15 protein-coding genes are annotated in these 17,976 nt (G+C 44.5%); 4 read left to right on the top strand and 11 right to left on the bottom strand.

Features of this window, described 5'->3' with window-relative positions:
- Positions 1-5: 5 nt before the first annotated feature.
- Positions 6-2,936 carry a PD-(D/E)XK nuclease family protein gene (locus D0T51_RS06545; protein WP_163726884.1) on the bottom strand — a complete coding sequence of 977 codons (2,931 nt, stop codon included), beginning with the start codon at positions 2,934-2,936 and terminating at the stop codon, positions 6-8.
- 60 nt (positions 2,937-2,996) lie between these two features.
- Positions 2,997-3,995, bottom strand: coding sequence for an aldo/keto reductase (locus D0T51_RS06540; protein ID WP_163726881.1), 999 nt, complete (start codon positions 3,993-3,995; stop codon positions 2,997-2,999).
- A 131-nt stretch (positions 3,996-4,126) separates the two neighbouring features.
- Here D0T51_RS06540 and D0T51_RS06535 point away from each other — a divergent pair, with 131 nt between their 5' ends.
- Positions 4,127-4,906, top strand: a complete 780-nt coding sequence (locus D0T51_RS06535) for a Cof-type HAD-IIB family hydrolase (protein ID WP_163726878.1) — start codon at positions 4,127-4,129, stop codon at positions 4,904-4,906.
- 379 nt (positions 4,907-5,285) lie between these two features.
- Here the strand turns inward: D0T51_RS06535 and D0T51_RS06530 are convergent, their stop codons facing one another.
- The 5 genes from D0T51_RS06530 to gpmI form a co-directional block, all read right to left on the bottom strand.
- Positions 5,286-7,445, bottom strand: coding sequence for a S46 family peptidase (locus D0T51_RS06530; RefSeq protein ID WP_163726876.1), 2,160 nt, complete (start codon positions 7,443-7,445; stop codon positions 5,286-5,288).
- Positions 7,446-7,467: 22 nt separating this feature from the next.
- Positions 7,468-7,941 (bottom strand): CYTH domain-containing protein, encoded by a 474-nt coding sequence (locus tag D0T51_RS06525; RefSeq protein ID WP_163726874.1) that lies wholly within the window; start codon positions 7,939-7,941, stop codon positions 7,468-7,470.
- A 10-nt stretch (positions 7,942-7,951) separates the two neighbouring features.
- Entirely contained in the window at positions 7,952-9,013 is a 1,062-nt protein-coding gene (locus D0T51_RS06520) for a DUF2027 domain-containing protein (protein ID WP_163726871.1), read from the bottom strand.
- Positions 9,014-9,297: 284 nt separating this feature from the next.
- Positions 9,298-9,876, bottom strand: a complete 579-nt coding sequence (locus D0T51_RS06515; protein WP_163726868.1) for a DUF3109 family protein — start codon at positions 9,874-9,876, stop codon at positions 9,298-9,300.
- A 73-nt stretch (positions 9,877-9,949) separates the two neighbouring features.
- Entirely contained in the window at positions 9,950-11,476 is a 1,527-nt protein-coding gene (gene gpmI, locus D0T51_RS06510; protein WP_163726865.1) for a 2,3-bisphosphoglycerate-independent phosphoglycerate mutase, read from the bottom strand.
- A gap of 104 nt (positions 11,477-11,580) precedes the next feature.
- Here gpmI and D0T51_RS06505 point away from each other — a divergent pair, with 104 nt between their 5' ends.
- The 3 genes from D0T51_RS06505 (at position 11,581) to D0T51_RS06495 (ending at position 13,861) form a co-directional block, all read left to right on the top strand.
- Positions 11,581-12,279, top strand: coding sequence for a M48 family metallopeptidase (locus D0T51_RS06505; RefSeq protein ID WP_163726862.1), 699 nt, complete (start codon positions 11,581-11,583; stop codon positions 12,277-12,279).
- A 210-nt stretch (positions 12,280-12,489) separates the two neighbouring features.
- A complete protein-coding gene (locus tag D0T51_RS06500; RefSeq protein WP_163726662.1) occupies positions 12,490-12,645 on the top strand; it encodes a hypothetical protein in 156 nt (51 codons plus the stop codon).
- 205 nt (positions 12,646-12,850) lie between these two features.
- Positions 12,851-13,861 carry a M28 family metallopeptidase gene (locus tag D0T51_RS06495; RefSeq protein ID WP_163726859.1) on the top strand — a complete coding sequence of 337 codons (1,011 nt, stop codon included), beginning with the start codon at positions 12,851-12,853 and terminating at the stop codon, positions 13,859-13,861.
- Positions 13,862-13,872: 11 nt separating this feature from the next.
- Here D0T51_RS06495 and D0T51_RS06490 read toward each other — a convergent pair whose 3' ends face one another.
- The 4 genes from D0T51_RS06490 to D0T51_RS06480 are packed head-to-tail and all read right to left on the bottom strand — an operon-like array spanning position 13,873 to position 17,356.
- Complete coding sequence (locus tag D0T51_RS06490; protein ID WP_163726856.1) at positions 13,873-15,438, bottom strand: sodium:solute symporter; 1,566 nt, start codon at positions 15,436-15,438, stop codon at positions 13,873-13,875.
- Entirely contained in the window at positions 15,435-15,575 is a 141-nt protein-coding gene (locus tag D0T51_RS12230; protein WP_203583335.1) for a symporter small accessory protein, read from the bottom strand. The genes D0T51_RS06490 and D0T51_RS12230 overlap by 4 nt, the downstream gene beginning before the upstream one ends.
- 30 nt (positions 15,576-15,605) lie before the next feature.
- Positions 15,606-16,031: an ACT domain-containing protein gene (locus D0T51_RS06485; RefSeq protein WP_163726854.1), complete on the bottom strand. Its 426-nt coding sequence runs from the start codon at positions 16,029-16,031 to the stop codon at positions 15,606-15,608.
- A 23-nt stretch (positions 16,032-16,054) separates the two neighbouring features.
- Positions 16,055-17,356 carry a phenylacetate--CoA ligase family protein gene (locus D0T51_RS06480; RefSeq protein ID WP_163726851.1) on the bottom strand — a complete coding sequence of 434 codons (1,302 nt, stop codon included), beginning with the start codon at positions 17,354-17,356 and terminating at the stop codon, positions 16,055-16,057.
- Between the last annotated feature and the right edge of the window lie 620 nt (positions 17,357-17,976).

Below are 17,976 nucleotides of genomic sequence, written 5' to 3'. Positions count from 1 at the left end.
AAAAACTACTTCCCACAGATTGATTTAAACTGACAATACACACAGGCCTTTCCTGTCGGTGTCTGGACAAATGCCTTTTCTCTATCGAAGATCTCATCCAGACAAATTCTCATCCCCTCCTCAAAGCTTTCTGCATATTCCCTGAAATCTTCTACAAGCTGTTTTTGTTTCTCTACCCGTTGCCAGACACCTGCATCAAAAGCCGCAGAAAATAAGGTGCGCATATAATAAATACCAGGGTATATTTTCCGCGTATTCCCCGACAACCGGTTATACATCCAGGCATACATAAAGACCTGCATGACCGCTTTAGGCCGGTCTTTTTCTTCTTTATCAAAAAGACTTTCGATGGAATGAAAGACAGAGAGTCCGCTTCCACTCTTATAGTCGATAATACGAATCACATCCCCTACCTCATCGATACGGTCGATGTATCCTTTCAATTGTATTTCCCGGCCGTCGGTGAGCTCAAAAAGATCATTCATCCGTTTCTCCGACTGTATGTATTGGAAAGGGGTCAGCTTGCCGTCCCACTCCAATACCTTTTCGACATACTTACGGATCATCTCCCCTATCAGGTAATTCTGTCCCGTCAAAGGACGTACATTTTCTGTTTTAAAGAATTCCGTCGCAAAGGCTTTTGTGATGACCTCGGTTATTTCTTTTTTATCTTTTCGTATGCGTTTCAGGATGTCGGCACTTATCATTCTTCCACACAACGGCTCGTATAGAGTCTCCAATGTAGCGTGTAAAATACTCCCGAACATACTGCTTTCTATCGCCTCGGTCACCTCCTCTTCTTCCCGTACATTCTCGACGACAGAAAAATAAAATTTCAAGGGACAATCCAGGTACGTATTGATAGCACTTGCCGAAATAGCCCGTGGCCCTCCCTTTCGATATTCCTCCAAGAGCTTCATCACCGGCTCTGTTTTCTTTACCTCCAGAACGGGTGTTTGGGAAGAAGACACATTGTAGACCACCAGCTTGTTGCGGATCGGCATTTCATAATGATAATGCAATTGATGCACAAAACGGCTCACCTCCCCCGACTGTAAACCATTGGTGCGCGTATCGTAAAGCAAACTGACCTTCGTTGCCCGGTGGATCAAGCGGTAAAAATGATAAGCCCAGACACTATCCTGATGTTCATAGGTAGGCAAGCCGAATCCCCGCCGCAAATTATAAGGGATAAAAGAATTGGCAGCCGCCCGTTTCGGGAAAATCCCTTCATTCATGGAAAGAATAATCAACCGGTCGAAATCCAACGCACGGGTTTCCAAGACTCCCATTATCTGAAGTCCGGCCAAAGGCTCTCCCTGGAAAGGTATATTTATTGTTTCTACCGCCCGTTTCAACAACCGGGCATACGTATCCGTTTGCATCTCTACCCCGGCCTCTTTCATCACCTCTTTCAAGCGGTTTACCGTCGTGAAGTAATGAAACAAGAACTCGCTATCCAATTGTGTATGGGCTGTTAAGTATTTTTCCTCCGGCAGGGGTATCTCTTCTTCCACCTCCTGCATGACAGGCGCGGCAGGAGGGATAAGGGTTGATTCCTCTGCCCGGTTCATCTGTTTGTTTATCTCTTCCAATAAACGGATAAGGTAATCGGATAAATCTTCTGCCCCGGCAACAGGAGTGAAAAGCAAAGCCAAGAAAGGCGTTCTGTTCAATGTCTCATAACCTATATAGATTCTGTTGTTCTGAACAATCTCTTTCACCAACGAAGGGATTACTTCCGGGCAGGTGGAAGAGATATACCGGTGATTGAGAACAGGAAGAACATCCCTGAAATAAAAGGCTGCCTGGCCTTCCACATACCGTATATTCTTCTGCAGGCAAAGGAGAGAATCTACCAGGGAAGCCACGGGAGTAGCAGACAACGGATAACCCATCGTCACATTTATATACCGTATCTCCTCCGGGATAGAATTCAGGGTCGGTATCAGAAGATGTTCGTCCGGAAGTATAATGGCTGTTCGCAAAGCCTCTGTTTCACTCATGCCCCCCTCCTGACATATCTCCTGCAACAAAGAATACACTTGTTTCGCTTGTCCGATACCCGATGGTATACCGATTGTTTCAATAACAGCCTGTTTCTTTTCCTCCACAGGCAAGAAACGCTGGGAAGGGAATAACATCCGGTTGCGGTCCACAAAAAAAGAGGCTCTGTTCTCCGGATCCGTTACTTTCTCCGAGGCATAATCCCAATAGAAGTCCGCAATACCTAGTTGTTTCAATTGCTCCAACAACGATTCTTCGACAACGGATAAAGCATTCAAGCCTACAAAAACGACTTGCTCATAACCCAATTCTTTGCATTTTTCGACCTCTCCCTTCTCTACGACTTCCCGGAAGATCATGCCTTCATAACCCACTCCTTCGGCAGCCAACCGATTGCGCAGGGCTTCATACAAGGTATACAAGATCTGCCAGACAGCTAAAAACTCCCGTTGGTTTGTGGCATCTCCTTTGGGATAAAAAGAAGACCAGAAAGAACGTATCGCTGCGATCTGTTTGGGATTCAAGAAACTAAAATCGGTTTCTATCTGCCGCAGATCAGTCACATTGGTGAAAAGCATCTTCGCATCCACCTTGTATTTATCGATATCATCAAAATCATTCAACAACATCTCCCCCCAATACAAAAACTCATCAAAGGTCTCCGTCGACCCACTTATTTCAATATATAATGTATATAATGAAAAAAGCATATGGATGCGGTCGGCCGTTTGTTTGCCACTCAATTGCAGAAAAAGATCCTTGATCGTTAAGATCGTAGGCGAAAAGACGGGAGTATCCGTCAACTCGGACAAATATTTTTTGAAGAAAAGCCCTGCCCGCTGGTTGGGGAAGACAAAGGCCAGTCGACTGATATCCGGACCGTATTCTTTATAAAAGAGAGAGGCTATTTGGGATAAAAAGGGGGACATAGAGTTTTTAAAATTGAAAATTGAAAGTTGAAAATTGAAAATTAAAAGTGTAAAAAAGAATCAAGGGGTAGAGAGTATGGTTTCTATCGATTGTAATTCCTCGGATGTAAAAGAGAGATTATGCAAGGCATGCAGGTTATCCATCAATTGCTCTACCGAACGGACACCGATAATCAGGCTTGTCACCCGCTCATCCTTTAACAACCAAGCCAAGGCCATCTCGGCTAAGGTCTGCCCCCGTTGCTGGGCAAGGACATGCAACTGCTTTACTTTCTCTATAACTTCCGGGCTTACCTGGGAACGTTGCAAATGTCCGGTTGACTTGGCAGCCCTTGAATCTACCGGAATACCATGTAGGTATTTATCCGTCAACAGCCCTTGTGCCAAAGGAGAAAATGCAACCAAGCCGACTCCTTCTTCTGCCAGGAGGGGAAGCAATTCCGGTTCGGTCCACCGGTCAAACATCGAATAGCGCGCCTGATGCAATAAACAAGGAACCCGCTCTTCCTTCAAGAGAGCCAATGCCTCGCGGGTCTGCCGGGCATTGTAATTGGATATGCCGACATACAAAGCTTTTCCCTGTCGCACCATATCGGCCAAGGCTCTCATTGTCTCTTCTATAGGGGTCTCCGGATCCGGACGATGCGAATAAAAGATATCCACATAATCCAAGCCCATACGCTTCAGGCTCTGGTCTAAACTGGCCATTAAGTATTTACGGCTTCCCCAATTGCCATAGGGTCCCGGCCACATATCATATCCGGCCTTCGTGGAGATAAATAATTCATCCCGGTATCGACCAAGCCCTTTTCGGAGTATACGCCCGAAGTTTTCCTCAGCCGAACCATAAACAGGCCCATAGTTGTTTGCCAAATCAAAATGGGTTACCCCGTTATCAAAAGCAGCATAAGCGATCTTGATAAAGTGTTCAAATACATCCACACTACCGAAATTATGCCATAACCCCAAGGAAAGAGAGGGCAATAAGACACCACTTCTTCCACATCGGCGGTATGTTTTATCCGTATAACGGTTTTCATTCGCTTGATAGATTTCCATATTCCTTGATTTTCACATTGCTTCCCTACAAAGATAATACATAATACACGTTCGGTAGATGGATTTTGTTCTTTTTATTAGATTATAAACCGTAACTTTGCCGGAGTTAAGGTATAAGTAAAAAGATTCGTATGATTAAAGCGGTTTTCTTTGATATTGACGGTACACTCGTCAGTTTCCAAACGCATCAGATCCCTCAGTCCACAATAGACAGTATCAATCAGTTAAAAGCTCAAGGCATCAAAGTCTTTATTGCCACAGGCCGTCGCCTGGGAAGCATTAACAATATCGGGACACTCACTTTTGATGGTTATATTACTTTAAACGGAGGCTATTGTACTATCGGGAAAGAGAAGGTGATTTATACACATAGTATTCCACAGGAAGATATTATAGCCCTATCTCACTACCAGGAGACGGTGGAGGATTTTCCCTGCGCCGTTGTGCAAGAAGAGGAGATCTATATGAACTATAAGAATGCTGCCGTAGATCAGATATTTACCCTACTGAACTTCCCCGCACCTCCCCTACGCCCTCTTCGGGAAATAGTATATAATAAAACCTATCAATTGATTGCCTTTTTTACCGAAGAGCAGGAAGAACACATCCTATCTGTTCTCCCGCATTGCGAATCCACCCGTTGGAATCCGCTTTTCTCTGACGTTGTGCCCAAAGGAAGCAACAAAGGCGTTGGCATTGATAAGATACTCGCTCACTACGGTTTCACCCTGGAAGAAGCCATGGCTTTTGGAGATGGAGGCAACGACATCGAAATGCTTCGCCATGTAGGACTGGGAGTAGCCATGGGTAATGCTGCCGAAGACGTAAAAGAAGCAGCCGACTACGTGACCTCATCGGTTGACGATGATGGCATACACAAGGCTTTGCAACACTTTGGCATATTGAAATAAAGCCCCACCAACCGTCCCCCAAGGGGAGGTATAATCTATTGCCGATGGGCATCAGCAATATTGCTGATCACGTTCGACAATATTGCTGATGGGCATCGTCAATATTGCCGATGCCCATCAGCAACAAAAAACCCTATGTTAGAATATAATACAACAGTATATATAATAAAAAAAAGAAGGAAATCCTGAAGGGGTTTCAGGTGAATAACCGTGGGATTGCATCCCACGGTTGCGAGACAATCCCCTTACTACCAGCCCTGAAAGGGGTGAACTCTTTAATTGTTAATTATTAATTGTTAAACGTTAATCATGAATCGTTAGTTAACTCCTCTTCAAATAATTTTCCATTCTCCATTTTCCATTTTCAATTCTCTCTCCTCTACTCTACCAAATCCATTTCATCCAAGAGATAACCGGCGCCGGCATATTTATCCATGATAAAGAGCACATAACGGATATCCACGATGATACTGCGTTGATAGTCGGGAAGATACTGAATATCGCCACCAACACCTTCCCAGTTGCGGTCGAAGTTGATACCGATCAGTTGCCCATCTGCGTTAAATACCGGACTACCGGAATTACCTCCCGTGGAGTGGGTGGTTGCCGCAAAGGCCACCGGCATTTTTCCTTCCGGCAATTGATAACGACCATAGTCTTTGGCAGTATATAATTCTTTGAGCTTGGAGGGCACAACAAACTCCCAGTTGGTCGGATCTTCTTTCTCCATAACCCCTTCCAATGTCGTCTGATGGCCATAATAATCACAGTCGCGCGGGCTGTAACCCTTGACCTGGCCATAGGTCAGACGGAGTGTAAAGTTGGCATCCGGGAAGTTCATCTGTTCTTTATCCATCTCCAACAAGCCTTTTACATACATGCGATGAGCCAGGGCAAAGTCGGTTTCGAACTTCTCCAAGGCAGCTGCCAAGGCTTTGCGTTCGTCCTGAACCGACTGAACGAACCGGATCATCGGATCTTCCTGCAAGGCTTTGACGGTAGGGCGGGAAAGGAAACGATGGAAATTCTCCGTACTGCCAAAAAGGGACTTATCGAAGAGGTTATCTATAAACTTATCTACGTCTCCTTTGTATTTTGTATCTATCTCAGCAAAGTAGGCGGGTTGAGACTGAGCGGGTATCAATCGGCGGTATTCTTTCAGCATGATCTTAGCGATCTTCCGATCCACCCGGGGGGCATAGTCTTTATTGGCAAAACGCTGATAAGCCACCTCCCATAGATCGATCTGTGCCTGCCGTTCTTTTTTGTCTTTTCCTTTTAACGCATCACTCAAGGGTTGGGTATCGGTGGGTATACGAACAAATTCAATGCTGCGCATAATGCCCTCATCCAACATCCAAAGGCGGTAACGAAGGTCTTTCCTGTCACGCACGATCTGCTGCAATTGCTGTAAGGCTTCGATATATTCCGGTTTGTTATACTGTGTAGACCAAGCGATAAGTCGGTCTTGCTCCGTTTTTTTTACCTGTTCGAAGTTGCGTTTATTGATAGCCCAGCTGGCCCCGATCGCATTTTTATAGGCATTGGTTGAACCGGCATATTTACTGGCATACTGGATACGTACAGTGGGGTCTTTCAACATCTCTTCCAACATAGCCTGTTGACGCAACTCCCGCATATCGATGCGGACGGTATTATCAATATCTCTCCGCTCGGCCACCTCCCAGGAAGTATAATATTTATTGGTACGTCCCGGGAATCCCATCATCATCGCATAATCGTTGGCTTGCACCCCTTTGAGGGATATCTGCAACCAACGTTTGGGACGTAAGGGGAGATTCGTCTCAGCATAAGGAGCCGGATTCCCATTCGCATCTGCATAGACACGGAAAACAGAGAAGTCTCCCGTATGGCGTGGCCACATCCAGTTATCCGTATCGGCTCCGAATTTACCGATTGACGAAGGGGGAGCACCGACAAGGCGAATATCCGAATAGATTTTCTTGGTAAACATATAATATTGATTCCCTCCGTAAAAGGGTCGGATCTCTACTTCGGTACCCGGATTATTCTGCAAGAAACTTTCCCCCACCTTTGCTTTGGCCAGGTTGTTTAAATAACGAGGCGACAGGAAATTCATGCTGTTTGGAACAGTATCTTTGGCCAACTCTGCCAATACATAAGCAGTCACATCTTCCATAGCGTCAATAAAGGTGACGGTCAATCCCGGATTGGGCAGTTCTTTCTCCCGGGAGCCGGCCCAGAAACCATCGGTCAGGTAGTCGTGTTCCACCGTGCTATGTTGTTGTATCTGACTGTATCCGCAATGATGATTGGTCAACAACAGACCGTCAGGCGATACAATCTCCCCCGTACATCCTCCTCCGAATATCACCACTGCATCTTTCAGGGAAGAGGAATCGGGATTATAAATGTCGTAGTCTTCCAACTTCAATCCCAATCTTTGCATATCAGTAAACTTCTGCTGACGCAAAAGGGGAAGCAACCACATGCCTTCGTCGGCAATAACAGGAAAGGAAATAAGGGCTGTCAACAACAGCCAGATAATTTTCTTCATGGCGTTTTCTATTTATTTAGTGTTATTTATTCCACAAACTATAGGGGTTTTCTTTCAACATGGAATTATAGTAGCGTCTGTCGCCCGTTACTTCGCGATCGACCCAGGCGGGCAGTTGGAAGCTTTCTTCTTCGTCGGACAACTCGATCTCTGCAAGTACAAGGCCGGTATTCTCCCCTTGGAAAACATCTATTTCCCAGGTATGGTTATCGTAAACGACCCGGTGGCGTACCTTCTCGATGGTACCGGGTTCACAAAGTTTGAATAGTTCTTCGGCTTCCGAAAGGGATATCTCTTTCTCAAACTCATACCGGCTCAACCCTTTCGCATCGGAGGCTCCTTTGATCGTGAGAAAGCCTTTTTTTCCGGCTATGCGAACCCGGACGGTGCGTCCGGACTGCGAACATATATAACCTTGCACCAGGCGTTGGGAACCGACAACATCTTGCTGGAAATCCCCTTTCACCAGGTATTTGCGTTCGATTTCTGTTGCCATCGGTATTCTCTTATTTGATCGTCACCATCGTGGCTCCAAAGCCATATTCCCGGAAGGAGGCATCCTGAAAATAATAACTCTTATACCTGGTTTTTAGTTCTTTCTCGATAGCATTACGCAATACCCCGTCTCCTTTTCCATGAATAAAGACGATCTTTTGTCCTTTTTTACCAGCATGATCCGCCAATATTTCATGGAATTTATCGAGTTGATAAGTCAGTATATCCGCATTACTCATGCCGGAAGTATCGTCCAATAACTCCTGTATATGCAAATCGATCTCTATCACAGTGGAAGCGGGTTTCTTTTTATTTGCAGTCGGTTGCGGTGCCCGACGGTCGATACGTGCTTTCTGTTGCAACGCCTCTTGCAATTCGGTGGCAGAGACGAGTAATTCTCTTTCCGGCAAGTCATTTCGAACCACCGGGTATACCAGGGCATCTTCTTCAAAGAAATCATTTTCCGTGAAACAATGTATCTTATAAAACTTCACCGTATCCAAACGCAATTCAACAGAGATGGCATTTTTCAACGCATAAGGTTTGTCTTTCTTGAAAGCAACGAATTGCACACAAATCCGTTCCAGATCGTTCAAGTCTTCTTTCCCGAATTCTTCCAGGAAAATGCGGGTATTTGGTTCGATTATGCCATTGAAACGGCTATACCAGCTGTTGTGTTGCCGGTTCATATAGTTGAAAAACAGATAGTAATTGCTGTCATTAATAAAATAGGCTTCGTAAGCACTCTGTTGCATAGCCTTGGGATCGAGTGGCAGGTAAGCCAGGTAGATATTCAATCGTTCACCCTCCGGGGTTTCTATCAGAGGCAATGCATCCGTTTCCTGTTTGGCAGGAACAACGACTGGGACTTGCTGAGGCTGTATCTGAGGTTTAAGGGTAGTATGTACCTGCATATTCGTTTCATTGACAACGACACACTCCCGGATAAGTGCCGGCACCTCGAAGCCGTCTTCATCTTCAATCAATACCTGATCTTTGCCTTTGAATCGCGTAACGGTACCTCCTCCTACTGAATTCAAGAAGCGTACCTTATCTCCTATTTGGATGTTCATCTATTTATTTTTTGTGTTATTTCCTTTACAAAAGTAGGCAATTATCTGTGAATCGGAAGGGATCAGAGGAAATATACGGAGGAAAAAACAAAGGTGCGGCAAACCTTTTTCGATCTTAAGTGTTATATATACGTATGCCTCATATGTTGAAGGATCGTATGTAGGCGTGGTTTTTGTTTATCAGATAAAACTTGAATTATATAAAACCTTAGTTTAGCCCAAACTTTAATTCAGAGAAAGGGGCTGCCTCTTACGGAGACAGCCCCTTCGTTTATGAAAAGGAATTACGCTTTTTGCTTCTTCCATTCGTCGGCATACAAGAGCAATTGATCATACCAATCCTGCCCGAACTTACGGACAAGCGGCTCTTTCAAAAAATGGTAAGCAAGAAGTCCTTCTTTCTTTCCCAAGACTTCTGCCACTTTACAAATATTCCAACGATCCAGGTTCACGGCCTTAAAGGTCTGATACTGTTTCACACGCACCGGATAAAGGTGGCAGGAGATCGGTTTGTAAAAATCAATCCGTCCTTCCCGGTAAGCCTTTTCGATAGCGCATTTACAAGTATTATCTCCATCATAATAGGTAAAAACACAGTCTTTCCCGTGAACGATAGAAGTAACCGTATCCCCTTCCTCATCGATATAGGCAACTCCCTGTTTTTGGATTATCTCCTGTGCCTCGGGAGAAAGATCATCCCATACGGCAGGTAATATACGTTTGAGTATGGGTAGTTCTTTTTGTTCCAACGGAGCACCGGAATCACCTTCTACACAACAAGCCCCTTTGCATTGAGACAAATCACAGAGGAAGTGTCGTTCAATCAGGTCAAAACTTATTAATGTATCATCAATCTGGATCATTGTTCAAGTATTAATTAGGATATCTATTAGAAAGAGTTTGTTTCAACGATTGTTATACCTGATCTCTCCGTACTTAATCATTGATAAGTGACTTGCCAGTCATCTCTTTCGGCTGTTCCAATCCCAGGATATGCAATACCGAAGGAGCCACATCGGCTAATATACCATTCTCCACTTTGGCCTGTTTGTTTTCGGTTACATAAACAAAAGGCACCGGGTTCAGGGAATGGGCCGTATTGGGAGATCCGTCTTCGTTAAGTGCACGGTCTGCATTTCCATGATCGGCAATGATTATCACTTCGTAATCATTGGCCTTAGCGGCTTCTACTGTGTCGTGCAGACAGGCATCGATTGTCTCCACCGCTTTTTCTATGGCTGCGTAAACACCGGTATGTCCTACCATGTCTCCATTGGCATAGTTACATACGATGAAGTCATATTCTTTCTTATTAATTGCGTCCACCAACTGATCTTTCACTTCAAAAGCACTCATCTCCGGCTTCAGGTCGTATGTAGCTACCTTCGGGGAAGGTACAAGGATACGGTCTTCTCCGGTAAACGGTGTTTCAAGTCCCCCATTAAAGAAGAAAGTCACGTGTGCATATTTTTCCGTTTCGGCAATGTGCAATTGTTTTTTACCGGAATATGCCAGGTATTCTCCCAATGTATTATTCACATTTTCTTTATCGAATAAGATGTGGAGGCCTGTAAAGCTGGCATCATAAGGGGTCATTGTGAAATATTGCAAGTTAGGTATCGTTTGCATGCCTGCTTCCGGCATATCCTGTTGCGTCAGGACAACTGTCAGTTCTTTGGCACGGTCGTTACGGTAATTGAAGAAAATGACAACATCACCCTCTTCGATCGTGGCTACCGGCTTGCCGTTTTCGGTATGTACGATCGGTTTAATGAACTCATCTGTCACCCCTTCTGCATAAGAAGCTTCAACGGCTGCAACCATATCCTCCGCGGGTGTGCCTTTCGCCGACACCAACAGATCGTAGGCTTCTTTCACACGCTCCCAACGTTTGTCACGGTCCATGGCATAATAACGACCGATAACAGAAGCGATCTTACCGCCTGTTACTTTCAGATGGTCTTCCAGTTGTTGGATAAAGCCTTTACCGCTTTTCGGGTCGGTATCACGGCCATCCATAAAACAATGCACATAGGCTTTATTTACTCCGTACTCTTTTGCGATATCTGTCAATTTAAACAAATGCTCCAGCGAGCTATGTACACCGCCATCAGAAACCAATCCCATAAAATGGATTTGTTTGTTGTTTTCCTTCGCGTACGTATAAGCACGTTGAATACCCGGATTCTCCATAATGGTATTCTGGCGACAAGCGATATTGATCTTTACCAAATCCTGATAAACGATCCGGCCGGCTCCAATGTTTAAGTGGCCTACTTCAGAGTTCCCCATTTGTCCGTCCGGCAAACCGACGTTTTCTCCGGATGCCTGTAATTGAGAATGAGGATAGTCTGCCAATAAAGAATCCCAGTAAGGAGTAGGTGTATTAAAGATTACATCATCTTTCTGACGATCACCGATACCCCATCCGTCACAAATAATAAGAAGTGCTTTCTTGCTCATAATTGTTATTTTTTAGTATATATTTTCTTTTCCTTTTCAGGCCGCAAAGATAATCATTTTCACTGTATTATTCTTTCCCCAGATAGTATTACTTTTGTAAAAGTATGGAAAAGGAAATACAGGACAACGAACTGGGAGTGATAACCCTTTTGCGTAACCCACGTAACAAACGGTACACCCTCAAGATTAAAGCAGGCAGGGTAATCGCTGTTATGCCAGAATGGGGAGATGAAAAATTTATGCTTGAGTTTATAGAACGCAGCAAAGCCAAACTGATCCGGTTACTGCCCCAATACCCCAAACCACCTTTATTGGATGAGACGACACAGATGCAAACCGCCTCTTTTCAGTTACGTATTATACGCAGAGAAAAAAACAATTGGAAAGCAAGCCTCCAGCAAGGTATGTTGACCATCGGCTGTCCCTCCCGTTTATCCATAGAGGAGGATGTTGTGCAAAACCATTTACTCGTCATAATAAGGAATGTATTCCGCATGGAGGCGAAACGTTTGTTACCGGATCGCTTGTCTGCCCTTGCCCAACAACATGGGTTTACGTATAGTAGCGTACGTATCAACAATAGCCAAAGTCGATGGGGAAGCTGCTCCGGACGTAAAAGTATCAACCTGTCCCTCTACCTGATGCAACTCCCCTGGCATTTGATCGACTATGTATTATTGCATGAATTATGTCATACAATTGAAATGAACCACAGTGACCGCTTCTGGGATTTACTCAATAAGGTGACCGATAATAAGGCATACGCCCTAAGAAGAGAGCTCAAACAGCAGCGTATGCTCTAAAAAGAAGGGATACATTGTTACGAAATGTAAAAAAACACCACGAATACGCCAACTATCGTTAAATTATATCTTATTTTTTATGTTGTAAAACATTTTCGCAAATAAAAGAGTTATCTTTGTAGTGGAATTAAAAGAAAGATTGTTTTAGATTATTTTTATTAACCAAACCTCTCTAGCGTGAGAGGCATTAAACAAAAAACGAGTATGATTATGAGAGAAAATGAAAAAAGCCTTCGTGCTTTAGCGATGTTACGTTATCAGGCTAATCATTATCAATCCATTGGAAATGGAGCGATGAGCCAACAACTAAACGCAAAGATTCGTCGCATGTTAGACGAAATGAATGAGAGTGCAGTAAAAAATTAAAACTGCCTTTCTTTAGCAAATAAGTTTAAAATCATATATGTTGTCTCTTACCTTCAGCTTAAAGCTGAATTGGGTAAGAGATTTTTTTTGTCTATACCTGTAATATACGAGATGCGCCTGGGCAATCTTACAGGAAAATAAATTTTCCCTTTAGATTCACTATATTTGCCCCTCTAAAATATATAAACAGCTAAAAAGGAAACAAATGAAACGCATCGTCTCTCTCTTCGCCTTCTTTTTTATACATACGATAATCCTAGGACAAACCCCTGAAGAAAAAGGGTTACAGACAATAAACCAATCTACAGCAGAAGCGTATATCCACTTTTTAGCCCACGATTTATTAGAGGGACGCGAAGCCGGTACCCGTGGAGGATATGTGGCCGCAGAATATATCTCCTCTTGCTTGAAAACAATGGGCATTGCTCCTTTGGCAGAAACCTACGCCCAACCTTTCGAAGCATACGCCGTGGAACGACAGAAGAGAGGGCGTTTTCAAGTGCACCCTGATTCCATAAAAAAGATCAAGCAAGGGGTTCACCGCAAACTATCCTTACAGAATATAATCGGAAAAATCGAAGGAAAAAAGGCTGATGAATACGTCATCGTTGGTGCCCATTACGACCATCTGGGAGTGGATCCCATATTGAATGGCGATCGGATATACAATGGAGCCGATGATAATGCCTCCGGTGTTTCGGCCGTATTACAGATAGCCCGGGCTTTTCTGGCCAGCGGAAAACAACCGGAACGCACCGTTATCTTCGCTTTCTGGGATGGAGAAGAGAAAGGATTGCTCGGATCCAGGTATTTCACCTCCACCTTTCCCGCATTAGATAAGGTAAAAGCTTACCTTAATTTTGATATGATCGGACGCAACAACAAAGAAGCAAACCCCACCCATGTCGTTTATTTCTACACAGAAGCCTATCCCGTATTTGCAGAATGGTCGAAAAAGGATATTCAGAAGTACAACCTACACCTAAGCCCTGTCTACCGTCCCTGGGATCGTCCGGTCAGTGGTTCCGACAATGCGTCCTTTGCTTTATCGGACATTCCCATCATCTGGTATCATACGGATGGACATCCGGATTATCATATGCCTTCCGACCATACAGAGAAGTTGAACTGGGACAAAATAGTCGATATCACCAAAGCCTCCTTCCTGAATGTATGGAACTTAGCCAATGATATGCAATGGATCACCTCCAAGTGATCCATTGATATTTAAACTTCCGCTTCTACCCCTTTCTTTTGGGTGAACAGGCTGACGACGACAATAGCCAAAACAGACAGTGGCAAAGCAAAAAGTATCGGGTCAATCACAAACCAAGGATACACGTCGATCAATACCTCTTTTCCGAAAAGAGCCTTGCATACTCCTATCGAAGCAGCCTCTGCCTTATGCAGGAACACCATAGCAAAGATACTGGTGGAAGCACCTACGATCAAACTGGCCAAAGCCCCTTCCCGTGTGGCCTTTTTCCAATACAAGGCACAGAAATAAGCCGGCAGGAAGGTAACCGCACAGACTCCCATAAACAAAGCCGTACCACGAGCTATAATACCTGCACTCAACACATAACAGATCACATAGCTGAGTAAGATAGAACATAAAACACCGAAACGCACCCCCAGGGTCGAATTCGGGTTTTTCGCCCGTCCCAGCCGGGGAAAGATATCCGCCCCAAAGGCAGCTCCCATCGTATGAAACTGAGCACTCAACGTAGACATACTGGCAGAAAGTATACAGAGCATAAAGAGAGCTCCAAACCAAGCCGGCATAGCCTTATTTATAAATAAGGGAATGATTTTATCCATATCGCCAATCATCTCCGAAGCAACGACCCCATCTGTTTGCAGGAAATAGAGATTAGACAAGGCACCCACATGATAAATGGAGCCTACCGTAAAGAAGATAAATAAACAACCGATCAATACCCCCCGGTTCAACTGCTTGGTACTTTCGACCATCATAAAACGCACGGCCAATTGTGGCTGTGCCAGACAGCCGATGCCCACCCCCATAATCAACGAGGTAACCAATGTATACCATTGAGGAGAGCCAGAGACAGGCATACGGGTCCATCCCTGATGCCCCAAAGCCTTGAAGCGCTCCGGCACCAAAGGTGCGATATCGGTCAGCTCCCGGTTGGCCTCGGTAAAACTCATTCCCATCATATGGTAAAACCAAAAGAGCATGAAAGTCATACACGCAAACATGATAACCGCCTGCAAAGCATCGGTATACAACACCCCTTTTATACCACCGGTAATCACATAAGCGGAAACAATAAGGGTAAAGATAAGCAAAGCCAGGTCCAGATTCACATGGAACATCTGCTCAATAAACACAGCCCCTCCTTTCATGACAACAGCGGCATACAAAGGCATACCGATAAAGATCACAACAGCAATAAATACCTGGATCGTACGGGATCCATAATGCAACCCAAGCAATTGAGAGAAGGTACGGGCATTATGCTGCTCTCCTATCTTCCGGGTTTTCCGTCCGAAGAATATAAAAGCCACAATCACCCCCATAAGCATATTCAACATGCACAGCCATTGGATCCCCATGCCGAAAGTGGCAGCAAATCCCCCAAAACCGACGATGGCAGATGCCGAAATAAAAGTAGCGCCATAAGAAAGCGCCATAATAATAGGGTTCGTCTTTCGTCCTCCCAAGAGGTAATCACTGGCGTCCTTGGTTCGTTTATATCCGATATAACCCAACCAGGCTATCAGAAACATATAAACAAGAACAACCACCCCCAACATCAACATACTCATATCTTTGGTTTTTTCGGGTTCGTATTCTCTTTATCATCCCTGTTCCAATGGGTTATTCCAAACCAAAGGGAAAACAACAGACAAGCTATTGCCAACAAATAAGCCAGGTAAATGCCCGGATCTTCTATGCCTAACATATGTATTCTATTTTATACTTTATTGCCTGATTACAGGTTTATCAAATCACTTTCACGGATATGCTCCAGGTTCTGACGACGAATTACATCCCGTGCACTTTCGCGGTTGTTCGTACGCAGAATCAATACGGCTTTTTGTTTAACAGAGAAACAATACATATACTCAATACTCAAACCGGCTTTCGTGAAACAAGAAAGCGTATTGGCAAAACTGCCGGCGCAAGGATCGGCCAGTATGGCCAACACATCCGTCAGGGTAGCTGTCACATTATTCGATTTCAGTATCTTATACGCCTTTTGCGGATCGCTCACGATCATACGCATAATCCCAAATTCATTCGTATCGGCCACCGTGGCGGCAATAATACGTATATTCTCTTCCGCCAATAAAGCCAAAATCTCACTCAGTGTTCCATATTTGTTTTCCAGGAAGATGGAAATTTGATTGATAGTCATACTATTTTCTTTGCCATTTAAGTTCAAATTGTTTTCCGAAGGTCTTTCACACGGACAGCCTTTCCTTCCTGTACCGGAAGAGATCCTTTGGCTACCATCTTCAGACGCGGCGTGAGCAGTAACTCGTCTTTCAACTGACGGGTTATATTTTTTGTCAAGCGTTGCAATACCGTATAATCATCCGTAAACAGATCACTCAACTCTACTTCGATCAGCATCTCGTCACTGTTGCCTATCGTCTCCAGCGTAATCAGGTAGTTACTACCCAACTCTTTGAATTGCATCAGTATCTTTTCGATCTGGATCGGGAAGAGATTCACCCCTTTCAGGATAATCATATCGTCACTGCGTCCTTTGAAACGAGCGATGCGTTTGTGGGTACGCCCGCAGGCACAGGCTCCCGGGATAATATGCGTCAGGTCACGCGTCCGGTAACGCAATAACGGCATAGCCTCCCGGTTGATCGTTGTCAACACCAATTCCCCTATTTCCCCTTCGGGAACAGGCTCCAATGTTTCCGGATCGACGATTTCTACAATCACATAATCTTCCCATATATGCAAGCCGTTTTGCTCCGTACACTCAAAAGCCACACCCGGCCCATTCATCTCAGACATACCGAAACAGTTGTAAGCCTTTACGCCCAGCAATTGCTCAATACGCTTGCGCTGTTCCTCCGAATGCGGCTCGGCACCGATGCAAATCGTCTTCAGTTGCGTATCCCGCCGCGGGTCTACCCCCTCTTCATACATCACTTCTGCCAGGCGGGTGGCATAACTGGGTATGATATGCAGGCAAGTCGTTCCAAAGTCGGTGATAAACTTAATTTGCCGTTTGGTATTGCCCGCCGCCGCAGGTACGGTCAATGCCCCTAATTTTTCAGCTCCGTATTGAAAGCCCAGTCCACCGGTAAACATGCCATAACCGGAAGTGTTTTGGAATACATCCGTATCCCGCAGGCCGACCATATACATACAGCGGGCTACCTGGTTGGCCCAGGCATCCAGGTCCTTGGCCGAGTGTAAAACAACAGTCGGATTGCCGGTCGTTCCACTCGATGAATGCAAGCGCACACAGTCTTTGATCGGAATCGCCGCCATACCGAAAGGATAGTTATCCCGGAGGTCACTCTTTGTTGTAAAAGGAATCTTTTTCAAGTCCTCCAAAGACTGGATACTATCCGGACTAATATTATTTTCTGTAAATAACTTATTGTAGAAAGGTGAATTAGACGCCAAAGCAATGGTTTGCTTCAGTTTGTCTAATTGCATTTTTTGTAGTTCCTCTTGACTGAGAGTCTCGATGTCTTTCTGCCAATACATCATCTTCTTTCAATGTTAATTTGTGAGTATTTCCTTGTATTAAACTGCAAATGTATCGTTTATTTTGCTAAAATAACGCTGTTTTGTTGTAAATTATGGCTTATACAATAATAAATTGATTGTTCCCCTCCCCCAATCCAGACCTATGAATAAACAAAAGACAGGGAAAGAGTCCCCCTCCCCCACAAGACAGAAGCTGTATATTACCCCTTAATTGTTAAATAAGATTAATATATTCGATTTTATGCCGAAAAACTATGTTGGATAACATAAAAGCACGTATATTTGCACTGTGTTTTTCATGGTATTAGATTTAAGGTTAACAATGAAGATTGGTTGTCGGGAGACAACCTTTTCTTTTTTATACCCTACCGTTCCCTCCCCCTCCCTCCGAAGATAAGCCTCACCAACCTCCCTCAAGGGCCTGATAAACCGGGTTTATTCTATTGCCGATGGGCATCGGCAATATTGCTGAACACGTTCGACAATATTGCTGAACAGCATCGTCAATATTGCCGATGCCCATCGGCAATAAAATTTCCCCCAGTAAAAACAGGGAATAAATACCTTCCCCCTTGACTCTTCTAACTCCTTTAACTCCCTTGGCTCCTCTAACTCCCCTA

This window comes from Parabacteroides sp. 52 (assembly GCF_010500925.1).
In the GTDB taxonomy this organism is placed as follows: Bacteria; Bacteroidota; Bacteroidia; order Bacteroidales; family Tannerellaceae; genus QVMG01.
The sequence above is the reverse complement of the archived record's forward strand: the minus strand, read 5'-3'. Positions and strand labels throughout refer to the sequence as shown.